15 protein-coding genes and 3 pseudogenes are annotated in these 17,675 nt (G+C 59.3%); 10 read left to right on the forward strand and 8 right to left on the reverse strand.

The window, feature by feature from the left end; all coding sequences use genetic code 11:
* Position 1: 1 nt before the first annotated feature.
* The 4 genes from A2G06_11240 to A2G06_11255 form a co-directional block, all read right to left on the reverse strand.
* Positions 2-1,084 (reverse strand): 23S rRNA (adenine(2503)-C(2))-methyltransferase RlmN, encoded by a 1,083-nt coding sequence (locus A2G06_11240; GenBank protein ID ANA40758.1) that lies wholly within the window; start codon positions 1,082-1,084, stop codon positions 2-4.
* A 65-nt stretch (positions 1,085-1,149) separates the two neighbouring features.
* Positions 1,150-1,563, reverse strand: a complete 414-nt coding sequence (locus tag A2G06_11245; GenBank protein ID ANA40759.1) for a nucleoside-diphosphate kinase — start codon at positions 1,561-1,563, stop codon at positions 1,150-1,152.
* Positions 1,564-1,703: 140 nt separating this feature from the next.
* Positions 1,704-1,901: a hypothetical protein gene (locus A2G06_11250; protein ANA41664.1), complete on the reverse strand. Its 198-nt coding sequence runs from the start codon at positions 1,899-1,901 to the stop codon at positions 1,704-1,706.
* A gap of 185 nt (positions 1,902-2,086) precedes the next feature.
* Positions 2,087-3,514, reverse strand: coding sequence for an aldehyde dehydrogenase (locus A2G06_11255; protein ANA40760.1), 1,428 nt, complete (start codon positions 3,512-3,514; stop codon positions 2,087-2,089).
* A 137-nt stretch (positions 3,515-3,651) separates the two neighbouring features.
* Between A2G06_11255 and A2G06_11260 the strand changes: the two genes are divergently transcribed.
* Positions 3,652-4,191: a hypothetical protein gene (locus A2G06_11260; GenBank protein ANA40761.1), complete on the forward strand. Its 540-nt coding sequence runs from the start codon at positions 3,652-3,654 to the stop codon at positions 4,189-4,191.
* Positions 4,192-4,316: 125 nt separating this feature from the next.
* On the opposite strand, the pseudogene A2G06_11265 reads toward A2G06_11260, so the two are convergent.
* The 4 genes and pseudogenes from A2G06_11265 to A2G06_11280 all read right to left on the reverse strand — a co-directional run bounded on the left by A2G06_11265 (position 4,317) and on the right by A2G06_11280 (position 9,064).
* Positions 4,317-5,641, reverse strand: a pseudogene (locus A2G06_11265) (type I citrate synthase).
* A gap of 378 nt (positions 5,642-6,019) precedes the next feature.
* Positions 6,020-7,213 (reverse strand): peptidase M24, encoded by a 1,194-nt coding sequence (locus A2G06_11270; protein ID ANA40762.1) that lies wholly within the window; start codon positions 7,211-7,213, stop codon positions 6,020-6,022.
* 32 nt (positions 7,214-7,245) lie between these two features.
* Positions 7,246-7,392 carry a hypothetical protein gene (locus tag A2G06_11275; protein ANA40763.1) on the reverse strand — a complete coding sequence of 49 codons (147 nt, stop codon included), beginning with the start codon at positions 7,390-7,392 and terminating at the stop codon, positions 7,246-7,248.
* Between the two features lie 13 nt (positions 7,393-7,405).
* Positions 7,406-9,064 (reverse strand): AMP-binding protein, encoded by a 1,659-nt coding sequence (locus tag A2G06_11280; GenBank protein ID ANA40764.1) that lies wholly within the window; start codon positions 9,062-9,064, stop codon positions 7,406-7,408.
* Positions 9,065-9,517: 453 nt separating this feature from the next.
* Here A2G06_11280 and A2G06_11285 point away from each other — a divergent pair, with 453 nt between their 5' ends.
* The 9 genes and pseudogenes from A2G06_11285 (at position 9,518) to A2G06_11325 (ending at position 17,661) form a co-directional block, all read left to right on the forward strand.
* A complete protein-coding gene (locus tag A2G06_11285; GenBank protein ANA40765.1) occupies positions 9,518-10,195 on the forward strand; it encodes a DNA-binding response regulator in 678 nt (225 codons plus the stop codon).
* Positions 10,195-11,964, forward strand: a complete 1,770-nt coding sequence (locus A2G06_11290) for a PAS domain-containing sensor histidine kinase (GenBank protein ID ANA40766.1) — start codon at positions 10,195-10,197, stop codon at positions 11,962-11,964. The genes A2G06_11285 and A2G06_11290 overlap by 1 nt, the downstream gene beginning before the upstream one ends.
* Before the next feature lie 188 nt (positions 11,965-12,152).
* Complete coding sequence (locus A2G06_11295; protein ID ANA40767.1) at positions 12,153-12,590, forward strand: hypothetical protein; 438 nt, start codon at positions 12,153-12,155, stop codon at positions 12,588-12,590.
* Between the two features lie 165 nt (positions 12,591-12,755).
* Positions 12,756-13,783: pseudogene (locus A2G06_11300) on the forward strand (protein sphX).
* A 123-nt stretch (positions 13,784-13,906) separates the two neighbouring features.
* Positions 13,907-14,884, forward strand: a complete 978-nt coding sequence (locus tag A2G06_11305; GenBank protein ID ANA40768.1) for a phosphate ABC transporter permease subunit PstC — start codon at positions 13,907-13,909, stop codon at positions 14,882-14,884.
* Complete coding sequence (locus A2G06_11310) at positions 14,884-15,804, forward strand: phosphate ABC transporter, permease protein PstA (GenBank protein ANA40769.1); 921 nt, start codon at positions 14,884-14,886, stop codon at positions 15,802-15,804. Before A2G06_11305 ends, A2G06_11310 begins: the two co-directional genes overlap by 1 nt.
* 56 nt (positions 15,805-15,860) lie before the next feature.
* A complete protein-coding gene (locus tag A2G06_11315) occupies positions 15,861-16,640 on the forward strand; it encodes a phosphate ABC transporter ATP-binding protein (GenBank protein ID ANA40770.1) in 780 nt (259 codons plus the stop codon).
* 31 nt (positions 16,641-16,671) lie between these two features.
* Positions 16,672-17,357: pseudogene (locus A2G06_11320) on the forward strand (phosphate transport system regulatory protein PhoU).
* Positions 17,358-17,529: 172 nt separating this feature from the next.
* Positions 17,530-17,661 (forward strand): hypothetical protein, encoded by a 132-nt coding sequence (locus tag A2G06_11325; GenBank protein ID ANA40771.1) that lies wholly within the window; start codon positions 17,530-17,532, stop codon positions 17,659-17,661.
* Positions 17,662-17,675 lie beyond the last annotated feature (14 nt).

A 17,675-nucleotide genomic window follows, 5' to 3' on the forward strand; every position in this document is an offset into this window, starting at 1 on the left:
GTCATGTCACCTCGTTAGTGGAGTCTGCACCTTCTATCTGTCTGCCTGCGCCGGACGGCTTCATGGCGTCCAGCTTGCCCTTGAGCTGACCGCAGGCGGCCGAAATATCGGCACCACGGCTGGAGCGCGTTATGACCGTGAAATGCTTGTCCAGCAGATATTTGTGAAAACGGTCGATCGCATCCTGGCTGGGGCTCCGGTAGGAGCACCCCCCATGCTCGTTAAACGGGATCAGGTTGATCTTAGAGGGAATGTCGCTCAACAGCCTGACCAGCCGTTTGGCATCATCGAGGGTGTCGTTCACCCCGCCGAGCAGTACGTACTCGATCGTTATCTTCCGGCGGCCCGGCAGCGGGAACCTCCGGCAGGCGTCAAGGAGCACGGCAAGGGGATATTTCCGGTTGATCGGCATGATCCGGTCACGCAACTCGTCCGTGGTGGCATTGAGCGAAACCGCAAGGTTCACCGTTACCGATCGGCCGAGCCGCTCCATTTCCGGCACCAAACCGGCGGTCGAAACGGTTATGCGACGGCTTGAGAACTGAAGACCGTCATCGTGCAGCATGATCTGCAGCGCTCTGATCACGTTGTCGAGATTGGCCAGAGGTTCTCCCATGCCCATGAAGACGATATTGCGAACGGGCACATCCCTCTGAACCGCACAGACCTGGTTTACGATCTCGGCGGTGGTCAGGTTGCGCGTCAGCCGGAACGTTCCCGTGAGACAGAACTCACAGGCCATGGCACACCCCACCTGACTCGAAATACAGAGGGTATTCCTGTCCTCTTCGGGGATGAGCACCGACTCCACCGAGCACCCGTCATCGAGGCGGAAGAGGTATTTCCGCGTCCCATCCCGGGAAATCTCCAGGGCCTCGGGGGAAAGCGTGCTGATGCGTGCCGTCTCCTCCAGGTCCCGACGCAGTTCCTTTGCCAGGTCAGTCATCTCGGCAAAGGATGTGGCACCCCGTTGATACAGCCACTTGAATATCTGGCGTGCCCGGTAACGCTCCTTTCCTTTTCCCATAAGGAAACGTTCCAGATCGTCGATGCTCAGTCCCTTGATGTCAATCATTGTATCCATGGCAACATGCTATAAAAAAAGCCCTTCACGGGAGAAGGGCTTTGCTGGCACAGGCGCATTCAGCGTCAGAGCAGCTCGAGTTGGCTGAAGAAATACGGGATCTCGAAGGCGGCCGACTCGGGGGAGTCGGATCCGTGCACGGAATTCTCCTCAATGCTCAGGCCGAAATCCTTGCGAATGGTGCCTGCTTCGGCGTTGGCCGGGTTTGTGGCCCCCATCACTTCGCGCCAGGCGCTGATGGCGTTATCACGCTCAAGCACCATGACCACCACCGGGCTGCGCGACATGAACGAACAGAGATCATTGAAGAAAGGCCGCTCCTTGTGCACATAGTAGAAGCCTTCGGCCTCGCACGTGGAAAGCAGGATCTTCTTCATGCCCACAATCCGGAAGCCGGCTGTTTCCACCTTTTCAAGTATCTTTCCGATGATGTTCCGTTCGACCGCATCAGGCTTGATAATCGCAAACGTTCTTTCCATCTCTACCTCCACATACACGCGTAAATAAAAAGACCGTATCGTTTACCACGTACGGAATTTGAAGTCAACACCTTTCATCAGACAAAAAAAGACCCATGAACAGAGTCCATGGGTCTTTTGGAGGAGAAAAAAGTAACTAATTACTTTTTCTCAGCCGGAGCAGCTTGGTCAGCCGGAGCCGGAGCTTGGGCCGAAGTCATGGGGGCCTGGGCCGGAGCCGGGGCCGGAGCAGCCTGCTCGGCCGGAGCCGGAGCCGGAGCTTCTTCTTTCTTCTTGCAGCCAGCAGCAAAAGCCACGGCCATAGCAAGGCACAGTGTCAGAGAAAGCAGTTTTTTCATTGACGTTTTCACCTCTTTTCCTTTGGAGTTGCCATTCTCGCGCGGGGCGCATGGTTACTTAACACAACGGATGAGGAATATACTCGCTTTAGAGATAAAGTCAAGATTTTTTTATACTACATACGATTTTGTTTTTTCAGAAATTCAACAAGTTAGCGATATAGAACTTAAATCCATTCTTATTTTCACAGGTTCAGGCACACAAATTTTATGTTTGTCATCTCCTCCATGGCGTAGCGAATGCCCTCACGCCCGAGACCACTCTGCTTGTTGCCACCATAGGGCATATGATCGACCCTGAACGTCGGGACATCATTAATGATCACCCCTCCCACATCGAGGCGGCGGATGGCCTGGAACGCTTTATTGATGTCGCTGGTGTAAACCCCGGCCTGCAGACCATAGATCGAGTCATCGGCCATGTCGAGGGCCTGGTCGAAGGTTTCATAGGGGATCACGGATACTATCGGCGCAAACACCTCGGAGCAAACCACCTTCATGTCAGGAGTTACACCGCTCAGAATTGCCGGGGTGAGACAGTTGCCGACAACCGTACCCCCGGTTTCAAGCCTCGCCCCCAGAGACGTGGCCTCCTCCAGCCACTCCACGGCACGCTGCAGTTCATCGCGGGAAATCATCGGTCCGATATCGCAGTCACGGTCCATGGGATCACCGACCTTGAGCTTTTGGGTCGCGGCTACGAACTTGTCGACAAATTCGCGATAACGCCGCTGGTGTACAAAAATACGCTGAACAGAGATACAGACCTGCCCCGAGTTGGCGAAACTGCCCACTACACAGCGGGCGACCGCCGCATCCACGTCACCATCGTCTTCAATAATGGTGGGCGAATTGGACCCGAGCTCGAGCGTTACCCTCTTGAGCCCGCTCCGCTCCTTGATTTGAACGCCAACAGGCGGGCTTCCGGTGAACGTCACCATTGCCAGGCGATCATCCTCTACCAGGCGGTTGCCAACCGTCCGCCCGCTCCCGATGACCAGATTGAGCGCGCCGGCAGGGAGCCCCGCTTCCACCATGAGCTCCGCAAGCTTTATGGACGAAAGGGGGGTCTTTGTGGCGGGTTTCAGCACGAGCGCGTTGCCGGCCGCTATGGCGGGCGCCACCTTGTGCGCTACCAGATTAAGAGGAAAGTTGAAGGGTGCGATGGCTCCGATCACGCCGATGGGGGTTCGGATGTAGAACCCGAAGCGACCCGCCGACACAGGAGACGCGTCCATGGGGACAAGCTCACCATGGGCATTGCGCGCCTCCAGTGAGGCGAAGCGGAAGGTTTCCGCGCTTCTATCCGCTTCCGCAAGGGCAAATTTCCACGACTTGCCCGCTTCGCGCGCTATTATTTCGGCGATCTCCTCCCGGTCTCGCGTGATCAGCTCCGAAGTACGCTCAAGTATGTCGGAACGTCGATGCGCCGGAAGAGCGGCCATTTCGGCGAAGCCCGCCTGTGCTGCATGTATGGCGCGATCCACATCCTCGTTCGTCGCCTCGGGCACAACGCCTATGACCGAGCCGTCGTAGGGGTTTACGACCTCGATACCCGGCCGGTCGTCCCCTGTCCACTCACCACCGACAAGAACCTTATAGCGCTTTGCCATGGATACTCCCTCTCTAGCACGCAAATGCTCTTTTTCCTGAAGGACGTTCATAGTATAGTTCACAAGACGTCACTGCATGGGCAGGTTCGTTCGCAACCGTACCGCCATCAACCCGATGCTCCAACTGAAGGAGAGACATGCCGAAACTAAGCGACGACGACAAGAAACTCTTACTCGCACTAGCCAGGGAAGCCATAGTTACCTATGTCAGGGAGGGTGTTATTCCGACCTCGGAGCTCTCCGTACCAAGTCTGCGCGATCACTATGGTTGTTTTGTCTGCATCAAAAAAGACGGGAAATTGCGCGGCTGCATCGGCAATTTCACGTCCAGCCAGCCACTGTACCAACTGGTCAGGGAGATGGCTGTGTCCGCCGCAACCCGTGATCCGCGCTTTTATCCGATGACCAGCAAAGACATCGCAAATTTTTCTCTGGAAATTTCCGTTTTGAGCCCCTTGGAAAAAATAACCTCACCAGAACAGATTATAGTGGGAACCCACGGCATCTACATCGAGAAAAATGTCTGTCGGGGGATACTCCTGCCCCAGGTCGCCACGGAATACGGCTGGGACCGCGATACGTTCCTCATGCAAACCTGTGTTAAGGCCGGTCTCAAGCCTGACGATTGGCGGGATGGGGCTGACATTTACATTTTCAGCGCAGAGGTGTTCAACTGATCTCGACAGCCGAGACACCTGAAGCGGGAACGTTTAGAAAAAATGGGGAGATGCGGTGACATCTCCCCATTTTCTATTTACTTGCAGCAAAGGTGCCGGGGACGTCATCCCCGGCACCTGTACGGCTAAAACTTGCGGCCGCCTTCTTCAGCCCACTTCTCGAGCATCGGAGTGGTGACGGACTTGGGACGCTCGATGGCGTAACCGAGGCCACGGTCCCACGTGATGTTCGCCATGCAGCCGAGCGCACGGCCCACACCGAAGAGAACGGTGTAGAAGTCCCACTCTTTGACGCCGTAGTACCACTGAATGACACCGGACTGGGCATCGACGTTGGGCCAGGGGTTCTTGGCCTTGCCGTGCTCCATGAGTACGCCCGGGGCGACTTCGAAGATCATGGCAACCAGCTTGAACAGCGGATCATCCTTGAGCCCCGGAGTCTTGAGACAGAACTCGCGCTGCGAGGTGTACCGCGGGTCGGTCTTGCGGAGAACGGCGTGGCCGTAGCCCGGAATGACCTGACCGGAGTTGAGCGTATCCCACAGGGCCTTGGTGACCAGTTCCTTGGTGGGCTCAACATCCTTGCAGTACTTCTCCTGGAACTTGATGGTCCAGTCGAGAACTTCCTGGTTGGCAAGGCCGTGCAGCGGACCGGCGAGGCCGTTCAGACCGGCGGAGTAGGCATAGTAGGGGTCGGACAGGGCCGAGTGCACCAAGTGGGTGGTGTGGGCCGACACGTTGCCGGACTCGTGGTCGGAGTGAAGGATGAAGTACATCCGGGCAACATCCTCGTACTCCTTGCACTGACCGATCATGCGGGCGAAGTTCGCGCCGCAGTCAGCGCCCTTGTCGATGCCAATCTGCTTGTCACCCCTGTACTTGAGGTTGTAGATGAATGCGGCAATGACCGGGATACGGGCGACGAGATCATAGGCATCTTCGTAGACGTATTCCCAGGCGTTCATTTTGTTGAATTTGCCCGAATTGTAGAACCCGCAGAACTTGGAGTCCTTCTGGAGGGCAAGGATGCCGACGGAGAGCATGACCATGGGGTGGCTTTCCTTCGGCAGGGCACGGATGGCGTCAAACACGTACTGGGGAACTTCCTGGCGGACCTTCCACTCGGCAACCACTTCGTCAACCTGGGCCTGGGTCGGAACTTCTCCGGTCAGGAGGAAGTACCAGAAGGATTCAACGGTCGGATAGTCTGAACCGGGAGCCTTGGGGAGGGCCTCAAAGGTCTCGGGAATGGTCTTGCCGCGGAACCGGATCCTTCCTGGGGGTCGAGATAGGAGATGTCGGTTACCAGGCAGCGGATGTCACGGGCACCGCCGATGCATTGATCAATGGTCACCTGGTCGATGATGACCTTGCCGAACTCTTTCACGAGCCGGGTGGTGCGGGGACGGTGCTCCTCAATTTTCTGCTTAAGGGTTTCCTTGAGTGCCATGTTACGTGCTCTCCTTTCCAAGCTGTGATGTTTTAATAAACAAAAACAAACTATCAACCTCGCCTGCCTTCTTCCCCCCTCCTTTCCGCTGGTGGTGTCACGGTACTGGAAATTTCAGTCGGTTATACCTCCGATACCACAAAATACGGCATAAAATCGAGGTACCGATCATCGTGAAAACGGCAGAAATCTCTTTTTAGTATACTGTATACAATTTTACTGTAAAGCCTTATACCATTCAATCTGATTAAACTCAACAAAATTTTACATGATAACGGGCAACAAGGGGCGCGGCGGCCGGCGTGAATCCGGAGGTGTGGAGCGGGACGTTTCACCTCGGTCAAGGCGACGTCCCGCCGGAGGGGTGAGTGGCTGCGGTCAGAGAATGACCAGTTCCTGGTCCGAGAATGTCAGTTGCTTGAGCCCTTCATAGTTTGAGATGTAAAAGGTATTTTCGATCCCGATGGCCCCTTCGCCCGGGAAGACGACCTTCGGCTCGAACGCGAACACCATGCCCGGCTCAAGGACCATCTCGGTGAAGCCGCGCGCAATGAACGGATACTCGTCGATCTCGATGCCGATGCCGTGGCCGATAAAGGAAACCTGGGCGCCGCGGGCGCCCATGAAACTGTCGGCGTATCCCAGTTCTTCGGCCAGGGCACGGCATCCCTCATAGACATCGCCCCACGGCGTGCCGGGAAGAGCCAGTTCGGTCATCCGCTCCTGAACCCTGATCATGTCGTCATAGGCACGACGCAACCGATCGGAAATCCCCCCGATGGCCAGGACGCGTGTCTGGTCCACCAGGTAGCCGTCAACGCAACCCGCGAAATCGACGATGATCGGCTCGTTGCGCTCGATCCGCTTGAGCCCGGCTCCCTGACCGAACGAGGGATTGAGCCCCAGGCCCCCAAGGGGGGTATCCACATAGGCAGGGACCGCCGTATCGGCTCCGGAGAAGATATGGGCATAAAACAGCTCGGAGTTGAAGGAGCGCATCCGGACGAGCCCCTGGTGGCCTTCCTTCCGGGCAGTGAACTCCAACTCCGCCGCCAGCGCCAGGTCGGTCATTCCCTCACGGATGACCGACCTGGCGCGGCGGTGGACCTTGTCGACCTGGACTGCGGCATCCTGAAGGAGATGGATCTCGTACTTGCTCTTGATCATCCTGACCCGCCGGATGAGAGGCGTTGCATCGCTGAAGTCGGCGGCGGGAAAGACGGCGCGGTAGCGCTCGAAGAAGGCTACCGGCACCACATCGAGCTCCATGCCGATCCGGGCGGGCAGAGAATAGCCGTGGTCCGCCAGGATTCCGGGGATGTTCTTCATGGAGGAAAACGGGACGACCAACTTGAGCCCCGACTCCATCCGCGCCCGGGAATGCTCTTTGCGGACCATGTAGATGGGGTCGCCCTCAATGGGCACATAGAGGTTGCCGCTCTGGATGGTGCCGGTGAAATAAAACAAGTCGGCATTCTGAACGATGATGACCGCATCGAGGCCGGCCCCGGCCATGTATGTCTGAAGCCGGGAAATGCGGTGGTCCAGCTCTTCCCTCGGAGTGATGCGCATGGAAACCTCTCTTTGTGTACGTGACCCGGGCGTCATTCTCCGCCGGATTGACGGCGAAGCCGCGCCTCCTTTTCCAGGCGCCGACGCTTGCGGCCCCCCAGGAAAGCCTCTTCGATGAAGATCGCCGCGAAACAGACGACGAACAACACCATGAGAACGCCGAGAATCTTTTCCCTCATGCCAGTGCTCCGGTCAGGCGGTTTCCCCCGGCCCTTCGAGGCCGAGTTCCTTGATGGCCATTTCCCGCAGCTTGAACTTCTGGATCTTGCCCGAGGCGGTCATGGGGTAGGAATCTACGAATTTGACATACTTGGGAATCTTGTAGTTGGCAATCTTGCCCCTGCAGAAATTCCGCACATCTTCCTCGGTCATGATCTCGCCCTTCTTGAGAATGACCGCGGCCATGACCTGCTCCCCGTACTTGCGGTCGGGGACGCCATAGATCTGAACATCCGATATTTTCGGGTGAGTATAGAGAAACTCCTCTATCTCGCGAGGATAGACATTCTCGCCGCCGCGAATGATCATGTTTTTGATCCGGCCGGTGATCTTGCAGTAGCCGTTCTCATCCATTACGGCCAGGTCACCCGTGTGGAGCCAGCCGTCGGCATCGATTGCCCGTGCGGTCTCCTCGGGCATCTTGTAGTACCCCTTCATGACCAGGTAGCCGCGGGTGCACAGCTCGCCCTGCTTGCCCGGCGGCAGCTCGGCACCGGTTTCGATGTCGACGATCTTGACCTCCACGTCGGGAAGCGCCCGGCCCACCGTGGCCACCCGAAGCTCGATGGCATCGTCGGTGCGGGTCTGGGTGATCACCGGCGACGATTCGGTCTGGCCGTAGGCGATGGTGATCTCGCTGGCGTGCATCTGGCTGATGACCTTTTTCATGACCTCGATGGGACAGTTGGAGCCGGCCATGATCCCGGTGCGGAGGCTCGTGAGATCGAACTTCGGGAAATCCGGGTGCTCCAGTTCCGCGATGAACATGGTGGGAACGCCGTGGACCGCGGTACAGCGCTCCTTCTCGATGGTGCGCAGCACCGCGAGGGGGTCGAAAATCTCAACCGGCACCATGGTCGTGCCATGGGTGACGCAGGCCATGACGGCGAGCACGCAACCGAAGCAGTGGAAAAAGGGGACTGGGATACAGAGACGGTCCTTCTCGGTGAACTTCATGCATTCGCCGATATTGAAGCCGTTGTTGACAATGTTGGAGTGGGTCAGCATGACCCCCTTGGGAAAGCCGGTGGTGCCCGAGGTGTACTGCATGTTGATGACGTCGTGGCGATCAAGGGTCCCCTCCACTGCCGCCAGTTCGTCGTCGGAGACATGCTCGCCCATGGCGGCGATGGCCTCGAAGTTGAGCATGCCGGCCGGAGTCTCGCTGCCGATGAAGACGACATTCCTGAGGAAGGGAAGTTTCGCGCTGGAAAGGGCGCCGGCTTCCGATCCGGCCAGTTCGGGCACCACCTCGTTCACGGTGGCCACATAATCGGTATCCTTGAACGACTTTACCAGAAAGAGCGTCGAGGAGTCGGACTGGTTGAGGATGTACTCCAGCTCCGCCGATTTGTAGTTGGTGTTGACCGTTACGAGCACCGCGCCGATCTTGGCCGTGGCGAACTGGAGGACCACCCATTCGGGCACATTGTATGCCCAGATGGCAACATGATCGCCCTTCTTTACCCCGAGCCGCAGCAGCCCCTTGGCCACCTTGCGGCAGACTTCGTTGAACTGGCGATAGGAGTAACGGAGACCGCGATCCACATAGACGAGAGCGTCATTGTCGGGATAGCGGGCCGCAATGTGATCGAGCAGTCCTCCCACCGTAAATTCAAGCAGTTGCGCCATGGACTCCCCCTGTGTGTTCCGTCAATTCAAACATGCGTTTCAGCTCGTTAACTCATTGAATCGATGAAGATTTACTGAACTAGCACGCCGCTCGGTACAAGTCAAGATGTTAGAACATGGTATGATTGGAGCGTGAGCAGGGCTGGTGCCGCGGCATGAACGTCATGGCCGGCATGAAACACGTCTGTTGCGAGACACGCACCGCAACGCGCGGTTATGCGACCCTGCTGACGATATAGTGATTTCAGCACGTTCCGACCTGCCCATTTCTTGGGCAATTTGCTATTTACATTTGTTTTAATATGCCTTTGCAAACGTGTTACGATCTTATCCACAAGGGTATCCACAATTTGTGTGGAAACGAGTTTCGCTGCCCGTTTTTACAGGTATTTTTCACAGTTGTAACATAAATGCAATAGTGTGACGCTACCCTCGCACGAGGGAGAGAATTTCATGAAAACGATTCTTATCATTGAAGACGAGCGTGACCTGGCCGATCTGGTGGCCTTCAACCTTGAGAAGGAGGGGTACCGGACCCTCACGGCACTGGATGGCGCGAACGGCCTGGAATTGGCCCGTAGCCAACCCCCCGACCTGATCCTGCTGGACCTGATGCTGCCGGGAATGATGGGGATGGAGGTCTGCAAAATCCTCAAGAAGTCGGAAAAGACCGCCCACATCCCGGTCATCATGCTGACGGCGCGCGGCGAGGAGATCGACCGTGTGGTCGGTTTCGAGGTCGGGGCCGACGATTACGTGGTAAAACCCTTCTCCACCCGCGAGTTGCTGCTCAGGGTGAAAGCGGTGCTACGCCGCTCCCTCCCCGACAAGCCGGAAGGAAAGGTCATCAATGTCGGGCCGGTGACGATCGACACGGAGCGGCACATGGTGGCCGTGGAGGGAGATGATGTCACCCTGACCACGACCGAGTTCAAGCTGCTGCTGAACCTTGCCGAACGGCTCGGCCGGGTCCAGAGCCGCGACCTCCTCCTCAAGAATGTGTGGGGGTATAATTACGTGGGAGACACCCGCACGGTGGATACCCACATCACCCGCCTGCGGACGAAGCTTGGACCGGCCGGAGAGTTGATCAAGACCGTTCGCGGCTTCGGCTACAAGATGGAGGAATAGTGAAGCTCACCATCCAGTGGAAGCTGATGGCTTCCTATCTATGCTTGCTCCTCTTTATCGGGGGAGCTTTTTTCGTCTACCTCAACCATACTCTCACCACGCACCTGGCCCACGAGATCCAGGAGAATCTCAAGAGCGAATCGCGGCTGGCGCGGATGGTTGCCGCCAGGGAGATTCGTGATATGCGGCGGGATGCGCCCGCAGCGGCAGCGGCCATTTCGCGCGAGACCCGGGCACGCGTGACCGTGGTCCTTGAGGGGGGCGAGGTGGTGGCCGACTCGGATATCGCCCCCCAGTACCTGGGGACCCTGGAAAACCACGCGAACCGCCCCGAAGTCCGGCAGGCGCTGGAACAGGGAGGGGGCGCCGCGGTCCGCTATTCAGCTACCATCAAGACCCCCATGCTCTACGTGGCAACCGTGCTCAACACCACGGAGGGAGAACGCGGCGTGCTGCGCCTGTCTCTCCCCCTCACTGCGGTGGAAAAGGCAAAACAGAGCATCCGGACCCTACTGGGGGCATCTCTTGTGGTATCGCTGGTGGTGGCGCTGCTCCTGAGCTATCTGCTCTCGCGGTTCACGTCCCGTTCGCTGCGCACCATCACGACCCTGGCCACCCAACTGGGCCGGGGAGACTACGGCCGGCGGATCCCGGTCATCACCCGCGATGAAGTCGGCGAGCTCGCCCGCGTCATGAACGAGATGGCTTCGCAGATCGAACGGAACCTGGCGCGGATCTCGGCTGAGAAAAACCGGCTCGACACCATTCTGCGCGGAATGGGTGAGGGGCTCATGGTGAGCGATGCCGGTGGGACCGTGACGCTCGTGAATCCGGCCTTTCTTGAGCTCTTCGGTCTCACCCAGAGCGTGGAAGGGAGACAGATCATCGAAATCGCCCGGTTCCCCGAGCTGAACGAAACCTTCAGGGCCGTGGTGTCGTCCCGCAGCGAACACGTGGAGGAGATGACGCTCCCCCTGGGGGAGGGAAAAGAGGTGCTGACCCACTGGGTGCCGCTCATGGAAGAGGATGAACTGCGCGGCGTGGTGGCGGTGTTCCACGACATTTCGGACCTGAAACGCCTGGAGGTTGTCCGCCGGGACTTCGTGGCCAATGTATCCCATGAGCTCAGGACGCCGGTCACGGTCATCAAGGGATATGCCGAGGCCCTGGCCGGCGGGCTCGTGAAAGAAGACCCGGAACGGGCCGGACGGTTCCTGGAGATCATTTACAGCCACTCGGAACGGCTCGCTGATCTGATCCGCGATCTCCTCACCCTTTCGCAACTGGAATCGGGAGGACTCCAGCTGGAGCTGGCCCAGATCCATCTGGACCGTGCGGTCGCCCATGCGGCGGGACTGCTGGAGCAGAAGGCCGCAAAGAAGGAGATCGCCATCGACATGTCGGCCCTGGCTGGCGCCCCACCGGTGCTGGCCGACCCGGGGCGGCTGGAACAGGTCCTCATCAACCTCATGGACAATGCCCTCAAGTACACGCCGCCCGGAGGCGCCATCACCCTCAGCGCCGATGAAGCGGGCGGAATGGTGAGGGTGTCGGTTCACGACACCGGCATCGGCATCCCCCCCAGGGACCTGCCGCGCATCTTCGAGCGGTTCTACCGGGTGGATGCCGCCCGCAGCCGCGACGAGGGGGGGACTGGCCTCGGCCTTTCCATCGTGAAGCACATCATCCAGCTCCACGGCGGCGGCATCACTGTCGAGAGCGAGCACGGCAGAGGCACGACGTTCCGGTTCACCCTGCGCAAGGCCTGATCGATACGCACTACCAACCAAGGGGGGCGGTCAACGACCGTCCCCCTTGGTTGTGCGCGGATCACCCCGGTTAGTCCTGAAGCGTTCTGCAAAAGAGAAAGTTTCCTTCCCCTTACCTCCCCTTAACACACCTGTAGCCTTCCCATCCTATCCTCTTCCCGTAATCAGCACACAGAACGGGAGGTTCCATGTGGAAAGAGGATGTCATAGACCTGAAGCTCACGAAGTTTTTCGAGGTGTCGGCGCGGGTTCTTCTCAGCCTGCTCATCGTGGCCGTACTGCTGGCGATCCTGGGAGGGATCATCCGGACCTTCTACGACATGAGGCTGGTGGTTTTTCACGATTTCCACGAGGCGTTCAGGACCATCCTGGTGGATGTCCTGACCGTACTCGCCGTTGTGGAGGTACTGCGTACCGCCCTGGCCTATTTCTCTGAAGGACGCGTGAAAGTGACCTACATCATCGATACGGTGCTCGTCACGGTCCTCACCGAGATCATGGCATTCTGGTACCGGGACATGTCCTGGGACAAGGTGGCCATGGTGATCGCTCTGGTTCTGGCCCTGGCTGGCGTCAGGGTCGTGGCGGTGCGCTTTTCGCCCCGCCGCAGCCGCGAAGAGCTGTAACCGCCCGGGAATGTTACAGCAGGGGCACAGGCACATCGTCCTGCGCCCATGGATCCAATGTTCAGCGGATCTTTGCACAGCCGTAACTCGGACGTAACAAACCACTTCTATGATGACACCATGCGTTTGCAGGGCACAGATCACCAACTATCAAGGAGAATCAGCATGAAAAAACTCACGTTGGGCGGAAAGATCGGCCGGATTACCCCTGCCTTGGCTGCTGCCGTCATGGGCCTCACGATTGCGGCGAGTCCGGTCCTTGCGGCGGACAAGCTCGTGAAGATCGACGGATCAAGCACCGTCTACCCCATTACCGAGGCGGTTGCCGAGGAGTTCCAGAAGGCCAAGAGAGGCGCCGTCAAGGTAACGGTCGGCATCTCCGGCACCGGCGGCGGGTTCAAGAAGTTCTGCCGCGGCGAAATCGACCTGTCCGGAGCCTCCCGTCCCATCCTCAAGAAAGAGATGGAAGCGTGCAAGCAGGCGGGCATCCAGTACATCGAGCTGCCCGTGGCCTATGACGCCCTCACCGTGGTGGTGAACCCCCAGAACACCTGGGTCAAGAGCATGACCGTGGACGAGCTCAAGAAAATCTGGGAACCCGCAGCCCAAGGGAAGATCACAAAGTGGAACCAGGTCAACCCCGCCTGGCCGAACCAGCCCCTCAAGCTCTTCGGGCCGGGCGCGGACTCGGGCACCTTCGACTACTTCACCGAGGCGGTGGTGGGCAAGGCCAAATCCAGCCGCGGCGACTTCACCGCCAGCGAGGACGACAACGTGCTGGTGCAGGGCGTGTCCCGCGACAGGGGCGGCCTGGGCTACTTCGGCTATGCTACTACGCCGAGAACAGCAAGAAGCTCAAGGCGGTTCCCATCGTGGAGAAGGCCGGCAAGCCGGCGGTCTCCCCGTCCGTTGACACCGTCAAGAACGGCAGCTACCAGCCCCTGTCCCGTCCCATCTTCATCTACGTGAACGCCAAGTCGGTGGACAAACCCGAGGTGAAGGAATTCGTGGACTTCTACCTGAATCAGGCGCCGAAACTCACCAAGGCGGTCAAGTACGTGCCGCTGCCCGACAAGGCCTATGCCCTTGCCAAGTCGAACTTCGCCAAGAAGAAGACCGGCACCGGCTTCGGCGGCGAGCCCGAGGTGGGCGTCTCGGTGGAGGAACTCCTCCAGCGTGAAGGGAAGCACTGATCCGACGGCCTGAGCTCCATCCGGGGGAGAGGCGCCGGGGCGGGGCCTCTCCCCTTTTATGTGCCCGGGCAATTGTTACAACCGTCAAACGGTTGCACCATCCGTATCGCGGTGGACCGAACCATGGATAACAAACACATGAACACTTCATCTCCCGACACGACCCTCAGCCTGACGGAGTGCGTCTCCTCCGCCGAGGCATCCAGACGACTCGCCCACAAGCGGAGCCGTCACCTGAAGGAGCGGCTGGTAGAGTTCATCCTCTTCCTGGCGGCCTTTTCCTCGGTGGCGACCACCTTCGCCATCGTGGCGATCCTGGTCTACGAGTCGATCCCGCTCTTCAAGCATGTCTCACTGGTGGAGTTTCTCACCGATCCCCAATGGACGCCGCTGTTCGACGATGCCCACTTCGGCATCATGCCGCTGGTTTCGGGCACCCTGGTGACGACCGGCGTGGCCCTGTCGGTCTGTATCCCCATGGGGACCATCATCGCCATCTACCTGAGCGAGTTCGCGCCCCACAAGGTCCGCGAGACGGTAAAGCCCTTTCTGGAACTCCTGGGAGCGGTACCGACGGTGGTCTTCGGTTACTTCGCCCTGATCGTGGTGACCCCCCTGCTCCAGAAGGTGATGCCCGACCTGCCCGGCTTCAACATGCTCTCGGCTGGCCTCGTCATGGGGATCATGATCATCCCCTACGTGAGCTCCGTGAGCGAGGATGCCATGCGGGCGGTGCCGATGCACCTGCGGGAAGGTTCCTACGCCATGGGGGCCACCCGGTTCCAGACCGCGGTGAGGGTGGTGGTGCCGAGCGCCTTCTCCGGCATAGCCGCGGCCTATATCCTGGGTATCTCCCGGGCCGTGGGCGAGACCATGATCGTGGCCATTGCCGCGGGCATGCAGCCGACCCTCACCTGGAAACCGACCGAGTCCGCCTCCACCATCAGCTCCTATATCGTGCAGGTGGCCCTGGGCGATCTTCCCCACGGCAGCATCGGCTACCAGTCGATCTTCGCCGCCGGACTCACCCTGATGGTGATGACCCTGGTCTTCAACATCATTGGCTACTGGCTCAAGAAGCGGTTCCGGGAGGTCTACTGATGCAGCAGTCCGTTACGGAAATAAGGCGGCTCATCGCCCGCCACAAGTTCTGGGATTACGTGTTCGCCATCGTGGGCCTCATCTGCCTGCTGGTGGGGATTCTCACCCTCATGGGGCTGTTCGCCCAACTGGTGGCGGACGGCGCGCCGCGGCTGAAGCCCCACTTCTTCACCTCCTTTCCCTCGCGCTTTCCCGAAGAGGCGGGGATCCTCTCGGCCTGGGTCGGCACTATCCTGGTCATGCTGGTGACCGCCTTCGTGGCGGTGCCGCTGGGAGTCGCCGCCGGCGTCTACCTGGAAGAGTACGCTCCCAAGAACTGGCTCACGGCCATCATCGAGATCAACGTGACGAACCTGGCCGGGGTCCCCTCCATCGTCTTCGGCCTGCTGGCCCTCGGCCTCTTCGTCTATCAGTTGAACTTCGGCCAGAGCATCCTGTCCGCCGGACTCACCCTGGCGCTGCTGATCCTGCCGATCGTGATCGTGGCCACCCGGGAATCGCTGCGCGCCGTGCCCGGCAGCATCCGCGAGGCGGCCTACGCCCTGGGCGCAACCCGCTGGCAGATGGTTTCCAACCATGTGCTCCCCTACTCATCCTCCGGCATCCTCACCGGCGTGATCATCGGCCTGTCGCGGGCCATCGGCGAGACGGCGCCGGTCATCACCATCGGGGCGCTGACCTTCATCGCGTTCCTGCCCCATTCACCGGTTTCCGGCCAGTTTCCCTTCATCAGCTTCGAATGGCTCAAGGACCCGTTCACGGTCATGCCGATCCAGATGTTCAACTGGACCTCCCGACCGGAGGAGGAGTTCCAGCTCAACGCGGCGGCAGCCGGCGTGGTGCTCCTGGCCATGACCCTGGCCATGAACGCGGTGGCGATCTTTCTCCGCTACCATATCCGCAAGAAGGTCAAGTGGTGAACGGCCGGGACCGCCCAGAGCGCCTTTACCGTACTATAGATACCCAAGGAGCAACGATGTCAGCATCTGTACAGCCTGTGCTCAAGGCCGAATCGAAAAATCTGAACTTCTACTACGGCGACTTCAAGGCCCTGACGGGAATCTCCCTTCCGGTCCACGACAAGAAAATCACTGCCCTGATCGGTCCGTCCGGGTGCGGCAAGTCGACGTTTCTGCGGTGCTTCAACCGGATGCACGATCTCTACCCCGGCAACCGCTACGACGGTGAAATCACCCTCAACCCCGACGGGGTGAACATCCTCTCCCCCAAGGTGGACCCCATCGAGGTCAGGATGCGGATCAGCATGGTGTTCCAGAAGCCGAACCCGTTCCCCAAGTCGATCTTCGAGAACGTGGCCTACGGCCTGCGGGTGCGCGGCATCTCCAAGCGGAGCGTGCTGGAGGAGAAGGTGGAGGAGGCCCTCACCAACGCCGCCATCTGGAACGAGGTGAAGGACCGGCTGAACGACCTGGCCTTCAACCTTTCGGGGGGCCAGCAGCAGCGGCTCTGCATCGCCCGGGCACTGGCCATCGACCCGGAGATCATGCTGTTCGACGAGCCCACCTCGGCGCTGGACCCCATTGCCACGGCAAATATCGAAGAATTGATGGCCGAGCTCAAGAAGCGGTTCACGATCCTCATCGTGACCCACAACATGCAGCAGGCCGCCCGGGTATCCGATTACACCGCATTTCTGTACCTGGGAGAAGTCGTGGAATTCAACGACACGAAGAAGATCTTCACCACCCCCGACAATCCCCGCACCGAGGATTACATTACCGGACGGTTCGGATAGAGGGAACGACAGCTCACCAATGGGGATTTCAATGGAAAAAGAACATATCTTCAAGCAGTACGATGCAGAACTGAACGAGATCCGCACCCGCCTCCTGGAGATGGGGGGCAAGGTGGAGAAGATGATCACCGACGCCATGAAGGCCCTGGTGGACCGGGATTCCGACCTGGCGCGCCGGATCATCGTCATGGATCACGAGATCAATCACCTGGAAATGGACATCGACGAGAAGTGCCTCCAGGTCCTTGCCCGGCGCCAGCCGGCCGGCCGCGATCTCCGCTTCCTCACCCTGGCGCTCAAGATCGTCACGGACCTGGAGCGAATCGGCGACCAGTGCACCAACGTGGCCAAGCGGGCCGTGGAATTGAACGAGGAGCCGCCCCTCAAGCCCTACATCGACCTGCCCCGCATGGCCAACTGGGCCGGGGTGATGGTGAAGGAGTCGCTGGACGCTTCGTGACCGGCGATGAAAAGCTGGCCATCAAGGTCTGCCGCGACGACGAATTCGTGGACGGCCTCAACGACCAAATCCAGCGGGAACTGCTCACCTTCATGATCGAGGATCCGACAACCATCAGCCGGGCCCTGAAGATCAGCCACATCTCCAGGTACCTGGAACGGATCGCCGACCACGCCACCAACGTGGCCGAGATGGTCATCTTCATGATCAAGGGGAAGGACATCCGCCACACGACGCCTCCCACGGCCCCCCAGTGACAGCAATCAAACCGGGGGGCTGCCCGGCCCCCCATACCCGCTTCCGTTTTCACCCTCAATTCACCCCCCTGTAACCCCTCGGCAATACTGGACTGCTACCATCCTGGCATAGACGAGTGACTGGCACTCCGGGAATCCCCCCGGTGGCCGTCTCGCCCACAGGAGGCAGCCCATGTCCCGATTCAATCTGCCGATCCCAGGCCTGGGAGAACTCGACCGCCAGATAGCCAAGATCAGGGAGCTGCGCGATGCGCTCCAGCGCCTGAACACGCCCGCTGCCGGACCTGCCCGCGGCGCAGCCTGAAACCTGGACGTATC

It is taken from the genome of Geobacter anodireducens (assembly GCA_001628815.1).
GTDB lineage: Bacteria > Desulfobacterota > Desulfuromonadia > Geobacterales > Geobacteraceae > Geobacter > Geobacter anodireducens.

What these genes read in the sequence shown, in the direction of transcription:
- A2G06_11315 (ANA40770.1), top strand. Translation starts at nt 15,861, where the DNA reads ATGTCAGCATCTGTACAGCCTGTGCTCAAGGCCGAATCGAAAAATCTG.
- A2G06_11285 (ANA40765.1), top strand. Translation starts at nt 9,518, where the DNA reads ATGAAAACGATTCTTATCATTGAAGACGAGCGTGACCTGGCCGATCTG.
- A2G06_11295 (ANA40767.1), top strand. Translation starts at nt 12,153, where the DNA reads ATGTGGAAAGAGGATGTCATAGACCTGAAGCTCACGAAGTTTTTCGAG.
- A2G06_11245 (ANA40759.1), bottom strand. Translation starts at nt 1,563, where the DNA reads ATGGAAAGAACGTTTGCGATTATCAAGCCTGATGCGGTCGAACGGAAC.
- A2G06_11280 (ANA40764.1), bottom strand. Translation starts at nt 9,064, where the DNA reads ATGGCGCAACTGCTTGAATTTACGGTGGGAGGACTGCTCGATCACATT.
- A2G06_11270 (ANA40762.1), bottom strand. Translation starts at nt 7,213, where the DNA reads ATGCGCATCACTCCGAGGGAAGAGCTGGACCACCGCATTTCCCGGCTT.
- A2G06_11325 (ANA40771.1), top strand. Translation starts at nt 17,530, where the DNA reads ATGTCCCGATTCAATCTGCCGATCCCAGGCCTGGGAGAACTCGACCGC.
- A2G06_11305 (ANA40768.1), top strand. Translation starts at nt 13,907, where the DNA reads ATGGATAACAAACACATGAACACTTCATCTCCCGACACGACCCTCAGC.
- A2G06_11240 (ANA40758.1), bottom strand. Translation starts at nt 1,084, where the DNA reads ATGGATACAATGATTGACATCAAGGGACTGAGCATCGACGATCTGGAA.
- A2G06_11275 (ANA40763.1), bottom strand. Translation starts at nt 7,392, where the DNA reads ATGAGGGAAAAGATTCTCGGCGTTCTCATGGTGTTGTTCGTCGTCTGT.
- A2G06_11250 (ANA41664.1), bottom strand. Translation starts at nt 1,901, where the DNA reads ATGAAAAAACTGCTTTCTCTGACACTGTGCCTTGCTATGGCCGTGGCT.
- A2G06_11255 (ANA40760.1), bottom strand. Translation starts at nt 3,514, where the DNA reads ATGGCAAAGCGCTATAAGGTTCTTGTCGGTGGTGAGTGGACAGGGGAC.
- A2G06_11260 (ANA40761.1), top strand. Translation starts at nt 3,652, where the DNA reads ATGCCGAAACTAAGCGACGACGACAAGAAACTCTTACTCGCACTAGCC.
- A2G06_11310 (ANA40769.1), top strand. Translation starts at nt 14,884, where the DNA reads ATGCAGCAGTCCGTTACGGAAATAAGGCGGCTCATCGCCCGCCACAAG.